We start from the raw sequence: 16,456 nt of genomic DNA on the forward strand, positions 1-16,456 counted from the left end.
TGTTTCTGAGGTTCCGATGAACCATCCATTAAACGAGGCACGGTCGTTGCAACTCCCAAAACTTCGGGTGTTGCAACGACCGTTAGAACCCAAGCTTTCCAGGGTGGCCCGCCGCCGTCGTTCGCCAGCTTGTCTAGCGCCAGTGAGTGAAGCGTCAGTCGTTGATGAGGTCGTTGACCACGATCGTCTGGTCGCGGTCCGGGCCGACGCCGATCGCGGAGAACCGGGTGCCGGAGAGCTTCTCCAGGGCCAGGACGTAGTTCCGGGCGTTTTCCGGCAGGTCCTCCAGTGTGCGGGCGCCCGTAATGTCCTCGGTCCAGCCTTCGAAGTACTCGAAGATCGGCTTGGCGTGGTGGAACTCGGTCTGGGTCATGGGCATTTCGTCGTGCCGCACGCCGTCGACGTCGTAGGCCACGCAGACCGGGATCTGCTCGATGCCCGTGAGGACGTCCAGCTTGGTGACGAAGTAGTCCGTGAAGCCGTTGACGCGGGACGCGTGGCGCGCCAGCACGGCGTCGTACCAGCCGCAGCGGCGGGGACGGCCGGTGTTGACGCCGAACTCGCCACCGGTCTTCTGCAGGTACATGCCCATCTCGTCGAACAGCTCGGTGGGGAACGGTCCTGCGCCCACGCGGGTGGTGTAGGCCTTGATGATACCGATGGAACGCGAGATCCGGGTGGGGCCGATGCCCGAGCCCACGGAGGCGCCGCCCGCAGTCGGGTTCGAGGACGTCACGAAGGGGTACGTGCCGTGGTCAACGTCCAGGAACGTGGCCTGGCCGCCCTCCATGAGGACCACCTTGCCCTCGTCCAGGGCGGTGTTCAGGACATAGGTGCTGTCGATGACCAGCGGGCGCAGGCGCTCGGCGAAGGACAGGAAGTACTCCACGATCTCGTCCACCTCGATGTCGCGGCGGTTGTAGACCTTGACCAGGAGCTCGTTCTTCTGGCGCAGCGAGCCTTCGACCTTCTGGCGCAGGATAGAGGCGTCAAAGACGTCCTGGACGCGGATGCCGAGGCGGGCCACCTTGTCCATGTAGGCCGGGCCGATGCCGCGGCCGGTGGTGCCGATGGCGCGGCTGCCGAGGAATCGCTCGGTGACCTTGTCCAGCACCTGGTGATAGGGCGCCACGAGGTGCGCGTTGGCGGAGACACGCAGCTTGGAGGTGTCCGCGCCGCGGGCCTCCAGTCCGTCGATCTCCTGGAACAGGGCTTCCAGGTTCACCACGCAGCCGTTGCCGATGATCGGAATCGCGTTCGGGCTCAGGATGCCGGCCGGAAGGAGCTTGAGCTCATACTTCTCACCGCCTACGACGACGGTGTGCCCGGCGTTGTTGCCGCCGTTGGGCTTGACGACGTAGTCGACGCGGCCACCAAGCAGGTCAGTGGCCTTACCTTTGCCTTCGTCGCCCCATTGGGCTCCGACGATCACGATTGCTGGCATGGGATCCTCCCCCATTCGTTCGGGCCGAACTGTGGGATTGACCAGATGGTCCCCGCAGCTCAGCGCCGTTCATGAGAATGCCCCGAATCTACCGCTGTGCTCTCACCCAACGCCAGAGTTCCGGGGCTCTTACCACCCAAGTTTAGCCGAAATCGGTGACCGGCATCGCTTTGGGTCCCTGCTTGGACGTGGCAGCTAGCTTGAGGTGAACGCCAGGGCGGCTTCCGCGAGTGAGGGCCACGCGTCCGCGGAGGTCGTAGGCACTTCCACCCAGTCCTTGAACGGGCGCCCCATCCCGGACGGATCAAAGAGCTGCGCGCCGGGGAGTTCGAGGGCGCGGGAGTGGTGGGGCGAATCCCGGCCCAGCTTGAAGGCCATCGCCTCACCGTTGAGGCAGGCCATCGCCTTGCTGTTGACCATCAGGGCCCGGGAGCCAAAGGTCTGGCCCAGCGCGACGCCCGCGCCGGAAAGATCTGCGGCCACCCCTTCGAAGGCGTCGACGGCGGCAGCGGACGATTCTTTCTTCTTCATGGCGTTCGTCATAGCTGCATCATCCATCAGGTCAGGCTCGACACATAGCGGGCACCACTTGCGGGACCACCCGGAGTGGAATTGAGTGGGAGTGAGGATCCCGAACGGCTTACCGCGGCCGCCGTGGCCGGCCAGGCTGCCACCGCCAGGACCGATGGAAAGGAAACCGCGCCATGTCGCAGAACACCGACCACATCCGCGTGACCCACGCCGGCTCATTGCCGCGCACACTCGAGCTGATTGCCGCGAACGAGGCCAAGGAAACTGACGGCATCACGCCCGAGTTCCTCGACCTGCTCGAAACTTCTGTAGTGGACGTCGTTCAGCGCCAGAAAGAGCTGGGCATAGACATCCCCAACGACGGCGAGTACGGGCACACGATGTCCAGCTCCGTGGACTACGGCGCCTGGTGGAATTACTCCTTCTCCCGGCTCGGCGGACTGGAGCCGACCGACGTGGACCGCTGGGCCGACGCCAAGGTGCACCGTTCCTCCCCGGGCCACATCGTCCTGACCTCCTTCCCCGACCGCCGGGACCGGCTGGCGTTCGACGAAGCCTACAACGACCCCTCCTCCGGGATCCTGGCCCACCGCAAGGCGGTCACGCAGCCGAAGATCGCCGGGCCGCTGACCTACACGGGCCAGGATCTCGTGGCCTCGGACATTGCCAATTTGAAGACCGGCCTGGCCGCGGCCGGCCTCACCGAAGGATTTGTCGCCTCCCTGTCCCCCGGGTCGTGCGCCCGTGTGGCCAACGAGTACTACCGGAGCGATGAGGAACTCCTCTACGCCTGCGCCGACGCGATGCGCGAGGAATACAAGGCCATCATCGACGCCGGCCTGACGGTCCAGCTCGACGACCCCTCCCTGGCCGAGAGCTGGGACCAGATCAACCCCGAGCCGAGCCTGGCGGACTACCTGAAGTTCATCCAGCTCCGGGTCGAGGCAACGAACTGGGCGCTGCGCGATCTTCCCCAGGAGCAGATCCGGCTGCATGTCTGCTGGGGTTCCTGGCACGGCCCGCACACCACGGACATCCCCTTCGCGGACATCGTCGACTCAGTGCTGCAGATCAATGCCGGCGGCTACTCGTTCGAGGCGGCCAACGTCCGGCACGAGCACGAATGGCGGGTCTGGGAGGGCGCGTTGCTGCCCGAGGGGAAGGTCATCATCCCCGGGGTCGTCTCGCACGCCACCAACGTCGTCGAGCACCCGGACCTCATCGCCGACCGGATCGTGCGCTTCGCGGACCTCGTGGGGCGTCACAACGTGATTGCATCCACAGATTGCGGGCTGGGCGGCCGGGTACATCCGCAAATTGCCTACGCCAAGCTGGAGGCACTCGGGGAAGGGGCACGCCGCGCCACCAAGCGGCTCTGGTAGCAGCACCGGACGGCAGAGCCGGTGGCCGGCGCTGCATTTCGCGGGGCTTGATAGACTGATAAGGATCGACCAGGAATCGGTCCACACCACATTTTCACACCACACCATTGCTCCGCATGCCCAATATTCGGCATGCTCGCATCCGGTGTGGCAGCTTTGCCAATCCCGCAGGAGACCCAGCAACATATGACAGCCCTGGCCACCGAAAATTTCCGCGAAGAGCTCCTGAGCCGCCGGTACGAACCTAGCGTCGCCCCCGTCAACGAGCTCCTTGACACCCTCCAGGCAACCAAGGCTGGCACCGCTGTTCCCTACGTGGACCCCATGCACGACGTCGATGAGTGCCGCATCATCAGCCTGTACTCCAACATCGGCACGGCGGATGCGTCCGGCTTCATCACCGCCGGCGATGACGAGGCAGCCACCCGCATGCTGGGCATCCAGTGGAAGCTGGGCCTGCGTCCCGAATTCGTTATGCCGTGGAACGTCCACCCGTGGCACGTGGGCGACGAGCCCAACGGCAAGTTCACCCCGGACCAGATCTCGGCCGGACTCAAGCCGCTGCTGAAGTTCCTCGCCCTGGTCCCCCGAGCGTCCGTGATCGTGGCGCACGGCACCGAGGCCAACCGCCTGGCCAACCTGCTGCTCAAGACCGAGGTGCCCATGATCTGGCGCCGCGGCCTGAAGACCTACAAGGTCCGCTCGCTGAGCGGCAGGGCGTTCGCCGGCACCCCGGCCCGGCAGGAAGAGTACCTGGCCGAGATGCACACCGCGTACGCCGATGCCATGGCCCGCACGGGCCTGGCAAAAGCCAGCTAGTCCCCACCCGCACCCTAACCTCGCAAGCTCGGTCAAGGAACCCGGCGGGCGTGGGCCCACCCACCCGCACCCTAACCTCGCAAGCTCGGTCAAGGAACCCGGCGGGCGTGGGCTCACCCACCCGCATGCACGCATGCACGCATGCTGAATAATTAACGACGTCGGGCTCCCACCTCAAGGTGGGAGCCCGACGTCGTTGGTTTAGCCCTGGTCAGCCCTCGGACTCGATCGCGGCCCTGGCGCCGGGATCGGAATCCTTGAGGAACTTTTCGATCCGATCCGGCTCCTCGGCCTCGCCGATCGCCGCGGACGCACGGCCGAGCGAGTAGAGCGAGCGCAGGAAGCCGCGGTTGGGCTCGTGTTCCCACGGGATCGGCCCGACGCCGCGCCAGCCGTTGCGGCGCAGCGAATCCAGGCCGCGATGGTAGCCCACCCGCGAGTACGCGTAGGAATCGATGGTGCGGCCTTCGTTCCACGCCTCCTCGGCCAGGATGGCCCACAGGAGCGAGGAAGTGGGGTGCTTCGCCACGAGGTCCAGGGCTTCCTGGCCGAGCGCGAGGTGCTGGTAGATCTCAGTCTCGGCAGGCAGGAGCGTGGGCTCGGGACCCATCAGGTTCTTGCGGAACTCGTCGGACATGACTAGAAGGTCTTGCCGGTGGAGCCGAGCTGCTGGGCGGCCTCGACCACGCGGGCGGCCAGGCCGGCCTCGGCGGAGGCGCCCCAGACGCGGGGATCGTAGAGCTTCTTGCTGCCGACCTCGCCGTCGACCTTCAGCACGCCGTCGTAGTTGCGGAACATGTGGTCCACCACTGGGCGGGTGTAGGCGTACTGCGTGTCGGTGTCGATGTTCATCTTGATGACGCCGTAGGAGACGGCGTCCGCGATTTCCTTGTCCGAGGAGCCGGAGCCGCCGTGGAACACCAGGTCGAACGGGTTGGACTTGCCGATCTTGGCGCCCACCTGCTCCTGGATGTCCTTGAGGATCTCCGGGCGGAGCTTGACGCCGCCCGGCTTGTACACGCCGTGTACGTTGCCGAAGGTCAGCGCCGTGATGTAGCGGCCGTTTTCGCCGGAACCGAGCGCGTCGATCGTGGCCAGCGCGTCCTCGACCGTGGTGTAGAGCTTGTCGTTGATGGCGTTCTCGACGCCGTCTTCCTCGCCGCCAACGGTGCCGATCTCAACTTCGAGGATCATCTTGGCGGCCGCGGTGCGCTCGAGCAGTTCCCGGGCGATCCGCAGGTTTTCCTGCAAGGTCTCTGCGGAGCCGTCCCACATGTGCGAGTTGAAGAAGGGGTTGCGGCCTGCCTTGACCTCGGCCTCGGAAGCGGCGAGCAGCGGGAGCACGAAGCCGTCCAGCTTGTCCTTGGGGCAGTGGTCCGTGTGCAGGGCGATGTTGACGCCGTAGTTCTTGGCCACCTCGCGGGCGAAGGCCGCGAAGCCCAGGGAGCCGGCAACCATGTCCTTGGTGGAGGCACCGGACCAGTAAGCCGCGCCGCCGGTGGAGACCTGGACGATGCCGTCGGACTCAGCCTCGGCGAAGCCGCGCATGGCGGCGTTCAGGGTCTGGGAGGACGTGACGTTGACAGCGGGGAAGGCGAAGCCACCCGTCTTTGCGCGGTCGATCATCTCGGAGTAGATCTCTGGGGTTGCAAGGGGCATGCTGACTCCTAAAGTGAATTTCGTCTACGGGCTGGTGATTCTGGAAGGAACCTCGTCGGCTAGGAACCATCCTAGTCATTCCTGCGCCGGGGCAGTGTCTCCGGTCACTGTGCCCGTGTAACACTCGCACCCCGGCGGCCGGCCCACCCCTCCCCCGCCCGTAGCCCCGCCCAGATGGCACTTGGCGGCAGTGTTGGGCGAAAACATTGCCGCGAAGTGTCATCTCGCGCGCCAGCCCCGGCTCTCCAGCGCGGCCCGGACTTTACGCACGACGGCGGGACGGTCCGCTGCGAGGTCGTCTTTGGACACGCGCACCTCCAGCCAGCAGTGATTCGCGGCGGATGTCCCTCAGGTACTGCCCGGTGCCGCCATGGCCGGCGCCGTCGTACTGGATCGAGATTCGCCACTCCGCGTATGCTGCATCCGGCCACAACACCGGACCGCCGTGCACTCCCCACAGCACGTGGTTCAGTTCGGGCTCAGGCAGGCCTGCCCGGACCAAGGCCAGACGCATTACGGTTTCGGGCTGGGAGTCGGCGCCCACCCGGATCAGCTCCAACGCCGCCCTGGCCGCCCATACTCCTCTTGCCCCGGGGTGATTTGCGACCATGCTGCGAAGATCCGCCACAGTGCACAGCGGTTCGCGTGGTGCGGGGAACTCGGGGCCATGGGAGCACACCAGGGAGTCACCGGCTATGACAAGTGGATCTACGCCCGCCATGGACGCCAGATCCAGCCAGGTCCGGGCAGGGGAGGTGAGCCGGACGCCGTCGTACTCCACCAGCTCGCCGGGAAGGAACGTCAAAAGGTGTCCCACGACGTTGAGTCGGCGGGGGATGCTGAAACCGGAGCGACGGGAAACGTGGACGCGCCAGTCATCCTCAAGCCTCCACACTAGGGCAGCGCGCCAGAGCCGGGCAGCAGAAACGTGGGTCAGGGCCGAAGTGTCGTCCAGTTCCGTGTAGGCCCGCAATGCCGCTGCACCTTTTGCATCGGATCCCAGGTAGACACGGATTCCTCGCGACACCGTGGCCAGGTCCTGGGCCTCCGTTCGCGTCCTGCTGACGCCGGCTTTGTCGGACATGCGAAGCGAGAACGAACCGGCCGTCAGGTGTTCGGGGAGCGGAGCCCTGTGCATGCCCAAATTCTTCCCGACGCGGACCCGCTGTGGAGGGTTATCCACAGGCTGCGGTCGTGCCGGCGCATCGACATGGCATTTGACGGCAGTGTTGGCCGCAAACACTGCCGCGAAGTGTTATCTCGGCGGCAGTTAGACGTGCTGGTCGAACACGTGGCGACGGATCCAGGCGTGCATCGCGATCGCGGCGGCGGAGGCTGCGTTGATGGAGCGGGTGGAGCCGAACTGCTCGATCGATAAGGTGTCCAGCGCAGCGTCGTGGACCTCAGGGGTCAGGCCCGGGCCCTCCTGCCCGAAGACCAGGACGCAGTCCTTGGGCAGTTCGTAGGTTTCCAGCGGGACGGAGTCAGGGAAGATGTCGATCCCGATGATCGCCAGCCCCTCCCCCTGCGCCCAGGCCACGAAGTCCTCAACGGTGGGGTGGTGGCGGACGTGCTGGTAGCGGTCGGTGACCATGGCCCCGCGGCGGTTCCACCGGCGTCGTCCGATGATGTGGACTTCCTTGGCGAGGAATGCGTTGGCGGTCCGGACCACGGTGCCGATGTTGAGGTCGTGCTGCCAGTTCTCGATCGCGATGTGGAAATTGTGGCGTTTGGAGTCCAGGTCCGCCACGATCGCCTCGTGCTTCCAGTAGCGGTATTTGTCCACCACATTGCGCCGGTCGCCGTCCGCCAGGAGGTCCGGGTCCCAGTGCTCGCCCTGTGGAAGGTCGCCTTCCCAGGGACCGACGCCGACCTCCGCCTTCGGTTCCAGCCCTTCCTCTGTGGCGGAGAGGGACGGGGCGGGGCTTTCGGGCTGTTCAGTCACCCCTCAACATTAGACTGGGACCCAGTAAGCAGCACATCACCACCGGCGGAGGTCCCCATGGCAGAGTCAGACGAAGTACGTTCATCGGCATCGGTGTACCGCAGCGGCCAGGAAATCGAGTGCTGGCTTACGGACATGGACGGCGTGCTGGTCCACGAGAACCAGCCCATCCCGGGCGCATCGGAGCTGATCCAGCGCTGGGTGGATACCTCCAAGCGGTTCCTCGTGCTCACCAACAACTCGATCTTCACGCCCCGGGACCTCGCGGCCAGGCTGAGTTCCTCCGGACTGGAAATCCCGGAGGAGAACATCTGGACCTCGGCCCTGGCCACTGCCCAGTTCCTCAAGGACCAGGTCCGCGGCTCGGAGTCGGGGAACCGCGCCTACACGATCGGCGAAGCAGGACTCACGACGGCGCTCCACGAGGCAGGCTTCATCCTCACCGACCAGAACCCCGACTTCGTGGTGCTCGGCGAGACCCGCACCTACTCGTTTGAAGCCATCACCATGGCCATCCGCCTGATCCTGGCCGGCGCGCGCTTCATCGCCACCAACCCGGACGCCACCGGGCCCTCGAAGGACGGGCCCATGCCTGCCACCGGCGCCATCGCTGCCCTCATCACCAAGGCCACGGGCCGCGAACCGTACATTGTGGGCAAGCCCAACCCGATGATGTTCCGTTCGGCCATGAACCAGATCGACGCGCACTCGGAAACCACGGCCATGATCGGCGACCGCATGGACACCGACATCATCGCCGGCATGGAAGCGGGCCTGCACACGGTGCTGGTGCTCAGCGGCATCACCCACCGGGACGACATCGCCGCGTACCCGTTCCGGCCGAACCAGATCCTGAACTCCGTCGCGGACCTCAAGAACCAGATCTGAGGAACCGCTCAGAACGCGGTCATCTTCCCGCCGCCGCCCGGCAGGGGGAAGAGGTCGTCCTGGAGCTTGTCGATGATGGGCCGGTAGATGAACGGGCTCCAGCCCGGGCTCGCGTGCTCCGGCCTCGCCCCGTCAGTGCGCAGGTCATCCGAGGCCATATTCGCTTTGAAGGTCAGTGACCAGGTATCCCGGGCGGTCTCGTAGTCCACGGTCTTGTCCCCGGGGTTGCCGATGAACGCCATCTTTGTTTCGCCGAGCTTCCCGACGAAACGGCTGGGCTCAAAGTGGTAGATGTAGGCGGATTCGGACTGGATGAGCACGCTGGACGGCGCGATCGGGGAGAGCTGTTCCAGGGTCTGGTCCACCACTTGCCCCCAACTGCGCTCGTTCTTGTGCAGCATCCTCTCGCCGAGCTCGTAGCCGCCGCGCAGCACTGTGGGGAAGCGGAAACCGCTTTCGTAGAGCAGCACCACGCCCTCAAACCAGCTCTGGTCCAGCACGTCGTGCCGGCTCGCGGGACTGGAGTCGAGGAGGATGAATGCCACTTCGACGCCGTGCAGCTCGCGCAGCCGGGCGGCCACCTGGGTTGCCACCATGCCGCCGAAACTGTGGCCGTAGAAGTAGAGGGTGGTGAGATTGTGGGCGCGGACGTGTTCGATCACCGCAATGACCACCTCGTCGATGTCCAGCCCCTCGTTGGAATACCCGACGGCGGCGAGCCGGCCCCTCTTGTTCAGGGATCCGCGCAGGACGTTCAGGATCCACAGGGCTTCTTCCCAGCCCGTTTTGTAGCCGGGGAACAGGAACCAGCTGGCGTGGGGGTAATACAGTTCGGCGACGTCATCGGGCACTTCGAGGATCCGGGTGACACGCCGATCGTCCTGCACGCGCCGCGTGAACAGCATGTCCGCCGCCAGCACTGACGCGGACCCGGCGCCGATTAGGAAAGTGCGCCGGGAAACCCGTTTAAGCTCGACGGCGCGGCGGAGCATGCGGGCCTCGGCAGTACCGGGGCCTCGCGGATGGTTCGGTTCCATCTCGGCCGGCACATGACTACCGTATCCACGGTCTGGCGGGGATGAGAAACCGGACTAATCCGGAAGACGGAAGGGCAACCGGGAGCGCCGTCGGCCGCTGGCCGGCTATACAGGCTCGGGCTCGCGGCCATCCTCCCGACGGCTGATCTCCATGCCGATCTCGTCATAGGTCGCCAGCAGTTCCGAGCGGGCCATGTCAGCCGGGTCATCGAGCAGGCCGAACACGGAATCGGACGCGGCGAAGAGTTCGTCGTCAGAGAACCGGGTCAGCTGACGGGTGCCCGAGGGATCGACGGAGGCCACGAACTCCCCGGACATGTCCAGTGTGGGCAACGCGGCGGAATCGTCGCGGTGCGGGGTCAGCTCCAGGGAGACGCCGCCGGGGGCGGGCATGCCGGCGGTCTCCGAGCCGGCGCTCCCGCCGTCGATCGCGTTGAGGTCGTTGCGCAGGCCGGCCAGCGCCGATGATTCCACGAATGCGGCCAGGCCGAGGTCGACGCGGATGTGCGAGGTGAACCCCATGCGGCGAACGCGCTGGATAATCTGCACCAGAGAGGGGCGGGAGGCTTGCGTGAGGCTCCCCCGGACACTAATCCGGACGACGTCGGAAACAACATCGAGTTTGACGTGGGCTTGCAGTGTTTGGTCCATAGGTACTCCAAAGAAGGCATCTATGGCCGACGGCTCAACCTCATTCAGCGTATCCGCGCTTTTGGTTGCACACAAGTCATAGGCGGCTGCCGGTTTAGCCTGCCTGTCGCCTCTCCGGCTCCTCGTAGTGCGTCCGGGTTGCCGTTCCGCCGACAGACTGCACCAGGGATTTGGCGATGTCGCGCAGCTTGACGTTGCCGTTGCTGGAGGCGTCGGTGAGGATCCGGACCGCGGTTTCCTGGTCGCAACGGTTCTGCGCCATGACGATCCCGATGGCCATGTCGATCACGGTCCGGGATTCAAGCGTGGCGCGCAGGTTCGTGGCACTGTCCGTGTGCAGCGAGAACCGGACTGCCAGCCGCAGCGCCTGGGAGATTTCGCGGGTGTAGCCGCGGGCCCGGACCGCGACGTCGCCGTCGAACTTGTGCGGGACATCGGAGTAGAGATTCAGGGCCGCCTGGGCTTCGCCCTGGAGGTGGAAAGGCACCGACAACACCGAGCGCAGGCCGTGCGAGGCGACGGCGGAGGCGTAATCAGGGCCCCAGCGGTCCTCGTCGAAGAGGTCCGGGACGTAGACTTCCCGTTCCTCCTTGGCAGCGGTCAGGCATGGGCCCTGGGACAGCGAGTACTGGATCTCGTCCACTTCGCGGGCGGAGTCACTGCTCCACCCGATCGTGGCGGCCTTGCGGTCCCGGAGCAGGGTAATTCCGCACAGCGCGTCGTCGCCGGAGCCCGCCACCTGGTGCGCGGAAAAACGCGCGAGTTCGTTCAGGAACGCTTCGAAGTCCGCGCTGTCCAGGATCAGGTTCTGGATCTGGTCGACCGTGCCCACCGAGATGTCGGCGTCCTGGCCTTCAGAGCCAGGATTCACCCCGCTGTTCAGGGAGTTTTCGGACGGGAGCATGGCGCGTGTTCTCCAGATGGAAATAAGGGACGGGTATGGGACAAATGATAGGTCACGGCCCATAACCCGTCCACCCGCGCCGGCCGAAGGGGAACGCCTAGTTGAGGCCCAGTTCGTCCTTGCCGAAGGCGAAGAGGTACGGAACACCGGCTTCGGCCTCGATCTTTTCCTTGGCTCCCGTGTCGCGGTCCACGATCACAGCGACGGCCACCACGTTGCCGCCGGCCTTGCGGACACCTTCGACGGCGGTGAGCGCGGAACCGCCGGTGGTTGAGGTGTCCTCCAAGACCAGGACCTTGCGGCCCTCGACCGAGGGACCTTCCACCTGGCGGCCCATGCCGTAGGACTTCTGCGCCTTGCGGACGACAAACGCGTCCACCGGGCGGCCGGCATCGACGGCGGCATGCATGACGGCGGTGCCCACCGGGTCGGCCCCCATGGTGAGCCCGCCGGCGCACTCGAAATCGATCCCAGCGTCCTCCATCAGGGAGAGCATGACCTGACCCACCAGTTTGGACGCCTCGTGGTGCAGGGTGATGCGGCGCAGGTCGATGTAGTAGTCGGCTTCCGCGCCGCTGGAGAGGATGACCTTGCCGCGGACGACGGCCAGTTCCTTGATCAGTTCCAGGAGTCGGGCACGGGCAGCGGCAGCGTCGGCTGCGAAGTCACGGGTGGCAGTCATGGGTCCCAGTTTAGTGGGCGGGCCGCCGCGGATTCCCAGCCGGCGTCCTGTATGTCGGCGGGCGCACTGATGTCAGCGATGGCCTCGATGTCCTACGCGCGAGACCTACCGGCCCGCACTAACGGCGTATTCGAGCTCGATCAGCCCGGCGTCGTACGTCTTCGCGCTCAGCAGCCTCAACAAGGTCGGGTCCTGGCCGGCCGGAAACACCCCGCGCCCCGCGCCGGTCGCAACCGGCATGACAACGAGGCGCACGGCGTCCACTTCGCCGGCCGCGAAGAACGCCTCGCTCAGGGTCAGGCTGCCCCAGAGCACGATCGTGCCCGCGACCTCGCTTTTGATCCGGCGGATCGCCGCGACCGCATCGCCCGATTCAATGGTCGCCGCGGGGAATCCACCCCACGGCGCGCTCCGGAGCTGCCGGGAAAACACGTGGCAGCGCAGCGCGTTAATCGCTGGCGCAATGATCTCCCCCTCGGATGCGGGAGTCGGCCAGAATTCAACGAACATCCGGTAGGTGGTTGCCCCGAGGACCATCGCGTCGACGGTCTCGAGCCACGCGAGCTGACTCTGGTCGAGCTCGGCGGTGCCGCCTTCGATCAGTTCATAGGCCGTGAACTCATTGTTGGTGTTGGCGGCGAACCCGTCGGCCGTGACGAATTCCTGGACTACCAGTTGGCCCATGATCGGGTCCTCGCTTCTGCTAGCTGTGTTGCGGGGCGCGCCGCGCGAAGGCCGGTGCGTGCTCGGGGCGCGGACCAAAGGCGATGAAGCGGGGAATGATGGTGCGGATCGCCGGAACGTGCCGGGCGAGGAAAAGTGCCGCGGCCGGAAACTTTGTCCTCTTCCCGGTCATGATTGGAACGAAGACCGCGCGTTGCATGATCCGTTGGACGCTCTGCACAATGACGGTGGGCAGTCGCCGCCGTCGTTCGACTTTCTCCAGGTCTGCCGTGGTCACCCGGCCCCGGAGCAGTGCGGGGGCCAGGTACTCGGCGGCGGCCGCCGCGTCCTGGATGGCGAGGTTGATTCCGACGCCGCCGGCCGGGGACATCGCATGCGCCGCGTCCCCGATGCACAGCAGCCCGTTGATGTGCCACGTGTGCAGCCGGTTCAGGCGCACGTCCAGCCAGTGGAGGTCTTCGAGGGACTCGATGGCGTCAACGCGGTCTGCAAGGTCCGGGCGGAGCGCCGCGACCCGCCGTCGGAAACCCTCCACGCCTTCCGCGCGGATCCGGGCGTCGGTGCCCTTGGCGGCGAGGTAGCCCATCTGGTAGTAGTCGTTGCGGAACAGGGCCAGCAGCGCCTCGCCGGGGCCGAACGCCGGCACGAGCCCGGCCACCTCACCCGTTTCGGAGGGATAGCGGGGCAGCCGGAACCACCAGGTGTCGAACGGCACCGGGAACTCTTTTGGCGCCAGCCCGGCCGCCGTGCGCAGCGCGGAATGGCGGCCGTCTGTGGCAACCACGAGGTCCGCAAGCAGTTCATCCTGCATGCCGTCGGGGGTCCGGAAGCGGACTCCGCGGACGCGACCTCCGTTGCGGACCAGAGATGTGGCGGTATGGCTCATGAGCAGCGTGAAGCCCGGTTCCTGGGCTGCGGCGCCGGCGAGGAAGCTCAGGAAATCCCATTGCGGCATCATGGCGACGTAGTTGTACGGCGGCGGCAGGGCGTTAAAATCGCCCATGGTCACCGGTGGCCCGCCCGGGACCGGGAAAACGACATTCTTCAGGCGGCTCTGCGGCAGCCGGCGGAATTCCTGGCCGAGTCCGAGTTCGTCAATGAGCCGGATGGTGGACGGGTGCACGGTGTCGCCGCGGAAGTCGCGCAGGAAATCCGCGTGCTTCTCTAACACCGTCACCCGCACCCCGGCCCGCGCCAGGAGCAATCCGAGCATCATCCCCGCAGGTCCACCGCCCACCACCGCACATCCGGTCTTCTCCATGGCCCCACGCTACGCCTGCACGCGGTGGCGCGGGAGGGGGTAATTCGCGGCGCATTCTGGTTGGCGCTACGCAAAATATCCTGCGCTACGGCAATTCCCGTAGCGCAGGATATTTTGCGCAGCTGCCGGTAGGAAACGCCGCGTCAGAGCCGGGTGTCGAAGGAGTCGCAGAAGACGTTCTCGTTGAACGTGCCCTGGAACTCCGACTTGCCCTGGATCTTCTCAATCGCAGCCCGGATGGCCTCCGGCGTGCCCGCGTGGGCGTGGATGGCCGTCTTCACCATCGGCACGTCAATGAGGTGGTTGGGCTGGTTGAGCGAGACAAACACTGTCGGGACTTCGGTGGCGTACCAGGGAATCTCGGCCGCCATGGGCGTTGACCACTTGATCCGGATCGCCGCCTCCTGGGCGAAGCCTTTTACGTTGGCGAACACGAACGCAGCGTCGTACTTCTGCGCGTAGTCCGCCGTGGCTTCCTCGGAGATGACGGACATGAAGTTCACCCCGATCTCGCCGGCGGCCTCGCGCTGCCCGGCCGTCTTGAAGACATGGACTTCAAAGCCGGCCTTTTCGAGCTCGTCCCGGACAACGTCCAGGTAGGCCAGCGGGTCCGCCCGGGTGAAGTCCGCGCCGCCCGAGATGCCGTAGAGGCGGATGCGCTTGTGCGTCGCCGGCGTGATGGGCAGGTTGCCGGCCGTGTCCTTGACCAGGGTGACGGTCTTGTCGGCGATCTGCGCGGCAACTTCACGGTGGGCCGCGCTCCCGATCAGCTGCAGCGCTTCGGCCGGCGGGACGAGGGATTCCCGCGCGGCCTTGTGCAGTCCGAGCGAGGCCTTCAGGCCCAGGATCCGGCGCAGGGCGTCCTGCAGCCGTGCCTCCGTGATGACCCCGGTTTTGTAGCCATCCAGCATGTACCCGAAGTCCTCGGCCGGGTTCCGGAAGAACAGGAACATGTCGCAACCGGCCGCAATGGTGGCCGGGACCAGCTCGCTGCGCTTCATGGCCTGGGTGAGGCCGATCATCTGCGACGCGTCGGTGAGGATCAGCCCGTTGAACCCGAGCTCGCCGCGGAGCAGGTCCTGGAGGAGTTCCGGCGCCAGGGTCGCGGGCAGGATGTCCTTTGCCGCCAGTCCGGGTCGGAAGTGCCGTGACAAGTCCGGCGCACCGATGTGCCCGGCCATGATGGACTGCACGCCGTGGCCGATCATCTCCCGGTACACATGCCCGTAGGTCTTGGTCCATTCCTCGTAGCCGAACGTGTTGTACGACGTGACCACGTGCTGGTCGCGTTCGTCCACGCCGTCCCCCGGGAAATGCTTCATGGCGCACACGGTTGGTGATTCGCTGATGCCGTCGAAGTACTCCTTGGCCCGTTCCACCACGATTTCCGGGGTGTTGCCGAAGGCCCGGGTGGAGATGACGGTGTTGCGCCAGTTGTAGTGGATGTCCACGATCGGCGCGAAGGCCCAGTTGCAGCCCAGCGCGGCGGTCTCCACCCCGGCAACGCGCCCCATCTGGCGGGCGATGTCCTTGTCCGGGTGCGAGCCGGCCTGCAGGTGGGTCGAGACGAACGTCCCGTCGTCGCAACTGCCGGCGCCGCCCATTTCGGGGTTCGACGCGATCAGCAGCGGCACCCGCGTCTTGGACTGCGCGTAGCGGATGTGTTCCTGCACCTCCGCCGACGGTCCCGGCCGGTACCGCATGCCGCCCACGTGATACTGCTCCAGGACACCGTCGAGGTATTCCGGGGAGTAGTCGTTGTTGTGGTTGATGAACAGCTGCCCGATCTTTTCCTCGAGGGACATGGAGTCGATGGTGGACTGCACCCAGGCGATGGCGTCGCCGTCGAGGTTGAAAGGCGCCGCCTGAAGGTCGACGGCGAACGGTGCGGCGGCGTCTGCCGCACCAGCTCCCGACACACGGGCGTCCGGCGTTGTCGCCGCAGGCCGGCCGGCGACGGCGGCGAGGGCGGCCGCGACGACCTGCTCCACTGGGGCGGCGATGTCCACCACGGTCCCGGCTTCGTCCGCTTCGAGCGGCTCGAGCGTGGCGAGCTGGGAGTCAAGCAGCGTGGACGGCATGAAGTGGCCGGAGCGGCCTTCGATCCTGCCGCCGAGCACCTCCCTGCTGCCGTGCAGGTGCAGGAAGACGGTCTCCGGCGCCTGGGCGCGGATGGCGTCGCGGTAGCTGCGCTTGAGCGCGGAGCAGGCCAGCACCAGGCCTGCAGACCCGGCGGCGGCGAGTTCGGCGCCCACGGTGGCGAGCCACGGCCAGCGGTCCTCATCCGTCAGAGGCGTTCCGGACGCCATTTTGGCGACGTTCTCCACCGGGTGGAGGGAGTCGCCGTCGAGGAAGCGGACGCCGAGTTCGCGGGCCACGAGGTCGCCGATGGTGGTCTTGCCGCAGCCGGAGACACCCATCACCACGATGTGGCGGCCAGGAGCAGCGGCCTTCTGATTACCGGTCAGGGTCTGGTTACCGGTCATGGTCTGGTTACCAGTCATGGACGGTTCCGTCCACGAGGCGGTTGTAGGGCAGGTAGGCCTGCTGGTAGGGGAACGCGGCGGCG

Annotated in this window: 16 protein-coding genes; 3 read left to right on the forward strand and 13 right to left on the reverse strand. The window is 66.2% G+C overall.

The window, feature by feature from the left end:
- Positions 1–154 precede the first annotated feature (154 nt).
- Both M2428_RS22050 and M2428_RS22055 read right to left on the reverse strand, forming a co-directional pair.
- The gene (locus M2428_RS22050) at positions 155–1,444 is read right to left on the reverse strand and encodes an adenylosuccinate synthase (protein ID WP_018776133.1); all 1,290 of its coding nucleotides are present in this window, start codon (positions 1,442–1,444) and stop codon (positions 155–157) included.
- Positions 1,445–1,639: 195 nt separating this feature from the next.
- Positions 1,640–2,002, reverse strand: a complete 363-nt coding sequence (locus tag M2428_RS22055; RefSeq protein ID WP_277528112.1) for a hypothetical protein — start codon at positions 2,000–2,002, stop codon at positions 1,640–1,642.
- Between the two features lie 146 nt (positions 2,003–2,148).
- Here M2428_RS22055 and M2428_RS22060 point away from each other — a divergent pair, with 146 nt between their 5' ends.
- Both M2428_RS22060 and M2428_RS22065 read left to right on the forward strand, forming a co-directional pair.
- A complete protein-coding gene (locus M2428_RS22060) occupies positions 2,149–3,357 on the forward strand; it encodes a cobalamin-independent methionine synthase II family protein (protein ID WP_277528113.1) in 1,209 nt (402 codons plus the stop codon).
- Positions 3,358–3,543: 186 nt separating this feature from the next.
- Positions 3,544–4,176 (forward strand): uracil-DNA glycosylase, encoded by a 633-nt coding sequence (locus M2428_RS22065; protein WP_277528123.1) that lies wholly within the window; start codon positions 3,544–3,546, stop codon positions 4,174–4,176.
- 211 nt (positions 4,177–4,387) lie between these two features.
- Here M2428_RS22065 and M2428_RS22070 read toward each other — a convergent pair whose 3' ends face one another.
- The 4 genes from M2428_RS22070 to M2428_RS22085 all read right to left on the reverse strand — a co-directional run bounded on the left by M2428_RS22070 (position 4,388) and on the right by M2428_RS22085 (position 7,726).
- Positions 4,388–4,813: a DUF3151 domain-containing protein gene (locus M2428_RS22070; protein ID WP_277528114.1), complete on the reverse strand. Its 426-nt coding sequence runs from the start codon at positions 4,811–4,813 to the stop codon at positions 4,388–4,390.
- A gap of 2 nt (positions 4,814–4,815) precedes the next feature.
- Positions 4,816–5,835, reverse strand: coding sequence for a class II fructose-bisphosphate aldolase (fbaA, locus tag M2428_RS22075; protein WP_277528115.1), 1,020 nt, complete (start codon positions 5,833–5,835; stop codon positions 4,816–4,818).
- A 262-nt stretch (positions 5,836–6,097) separates the two neighbouring features.
- Positions 6,098–6,973 (reverse strand): hypothetical protein, encoded by an 876-nt coding sequence (locus tag M2428_RS22080; RefSeq protein ID WP_277528116.1) that lies wholly within the window; start codon positions 6,971–6,973, stop codon positions 6,098–6,100.
- Between the two features lie 132 nt (positions 6,974–7,105).
- A complete protein-coding gene (locus tag M2428_RS22085) occupies positions 7,106–7,726 on the reverse strand; it encodes a TrmH family RNA methyltransferase (protein ID WP_277528124.1) in 621 nt (206 codons plus the stop codon).
- A gap of 111 nt (positions 7,727–7,837) precedes the next feature.
- Here M2428_RS22085 and M2428_RS22090 point away from each other — a divergent pair, with 111 nt between their 5' ends.
- Entirely contained in the window at positions 7,838–8,668 is an 831-nt protein-coding gene (locus M2428_RS22090; RefSeq protein WP_277528117.1) for an HAD-IIA family hydrolase, read from the forward strand.
- A gap of 8 nt (positions 8,669–8,676) precedes the next feature.
- Here the strand turns inward: M2428_RS22090 and M2428_RS22095 are convergent, their stop codons facing one another.
- From M2428_RS22095 to M2428_RS22125, 7 genes are all read right to left on the reverse strand, one after another.
- Positions 8,677–9,705 (reverse strand): thioesterase domain-containing protein, encoded by a 1,029-nt coding sequence (locus tag M2428_RS22095; protein WP_277528125.1) that lies wholly within the window; start codon positions 9,703–9,705, stop codon positions 8,677–8,679.
- Between the two features lie 105 nt (positions 9,706–9,810).
- A complete protein-coding gene (locus tag M2428_RS22100) occupies positions 9,811–10,356 on the reverse strand; it encodes a hypothetical protein (protein WP_277528118.1) in 546 nt (181 codons plus the stop codon).
- Positions 10,357–10,450: 94 nt separating this feature from the next.
- Positions 10,451–11,260 (reverse strand): GAF and ANTAR domain-containing protein, encoded by an 810-nt coding sequence (locus M2428_RS22105; protein WP_277528119.1) that lies wholly within the window; start codon positions 11,258–11,260, stop codon positions 10,451–10,453.
- Positions 11,261–11,357: 97 nt separating this feature from the next.
- Positions 11,358–11,942 carry an orotate phosphoribosyltransferase gene (pyrE, locus tag M2428_RS22110; RefSeq protein WP_277528120.1) on the reverse strand — a complete coding sequence of 195 codons (585 nt, stop codon included), beginning with the start codon at positions 11,940–11,942 and terminating at the stop codon, positions 11,358–11,360.
- 105 nt (positions 11,943–12,047) lie between these two features.
- A complete protein-coding gene (locus M2428_RS22115; RefSeq protein WP_277528121.1) occupies positions 12,048–12,626 on the reverse strand; it encodes a dihydrofolate reductase family protein in 579 nt (192 codons plus the stop codon).
- 19 nt (positions 12,627–12,645) lie between these two features.
- Positions 12,646–13,887, reverse strand: coding sequence for an FAD-dependent oxidoreductase (locus tag M2428_RS22120; RefSeq protein ID WP_277528122.1), 1,242 nt, complete (start codon positions 13,885–13,887; stop codon positions 12,646–12,648).
- Between the two features lie 143 nt (positions 13,888–14,030).
- A complete protein-coding gene (locus tag M2428_RS22125; protein WP_277528126.1) occupies positions 14,031–16,373 on the reverse strand; it encodes a gluconokinase, GntK/IdnK-type in 2,343 nt (780 codons plus the stop codon).
- Positions 16,374–16,456: the final 83 nt, after the last annotated feature.

Source organism: Arthrobacter sp. ES3-54 (assembly GCF_029504395.1).
In the GTDB taxonomy this organism is placed as follows: domain Bacteria; phylum Actinomycetota; class Actinomycetes; order Actinomycetales; family Micrococcaceae; genus Arthrobacter.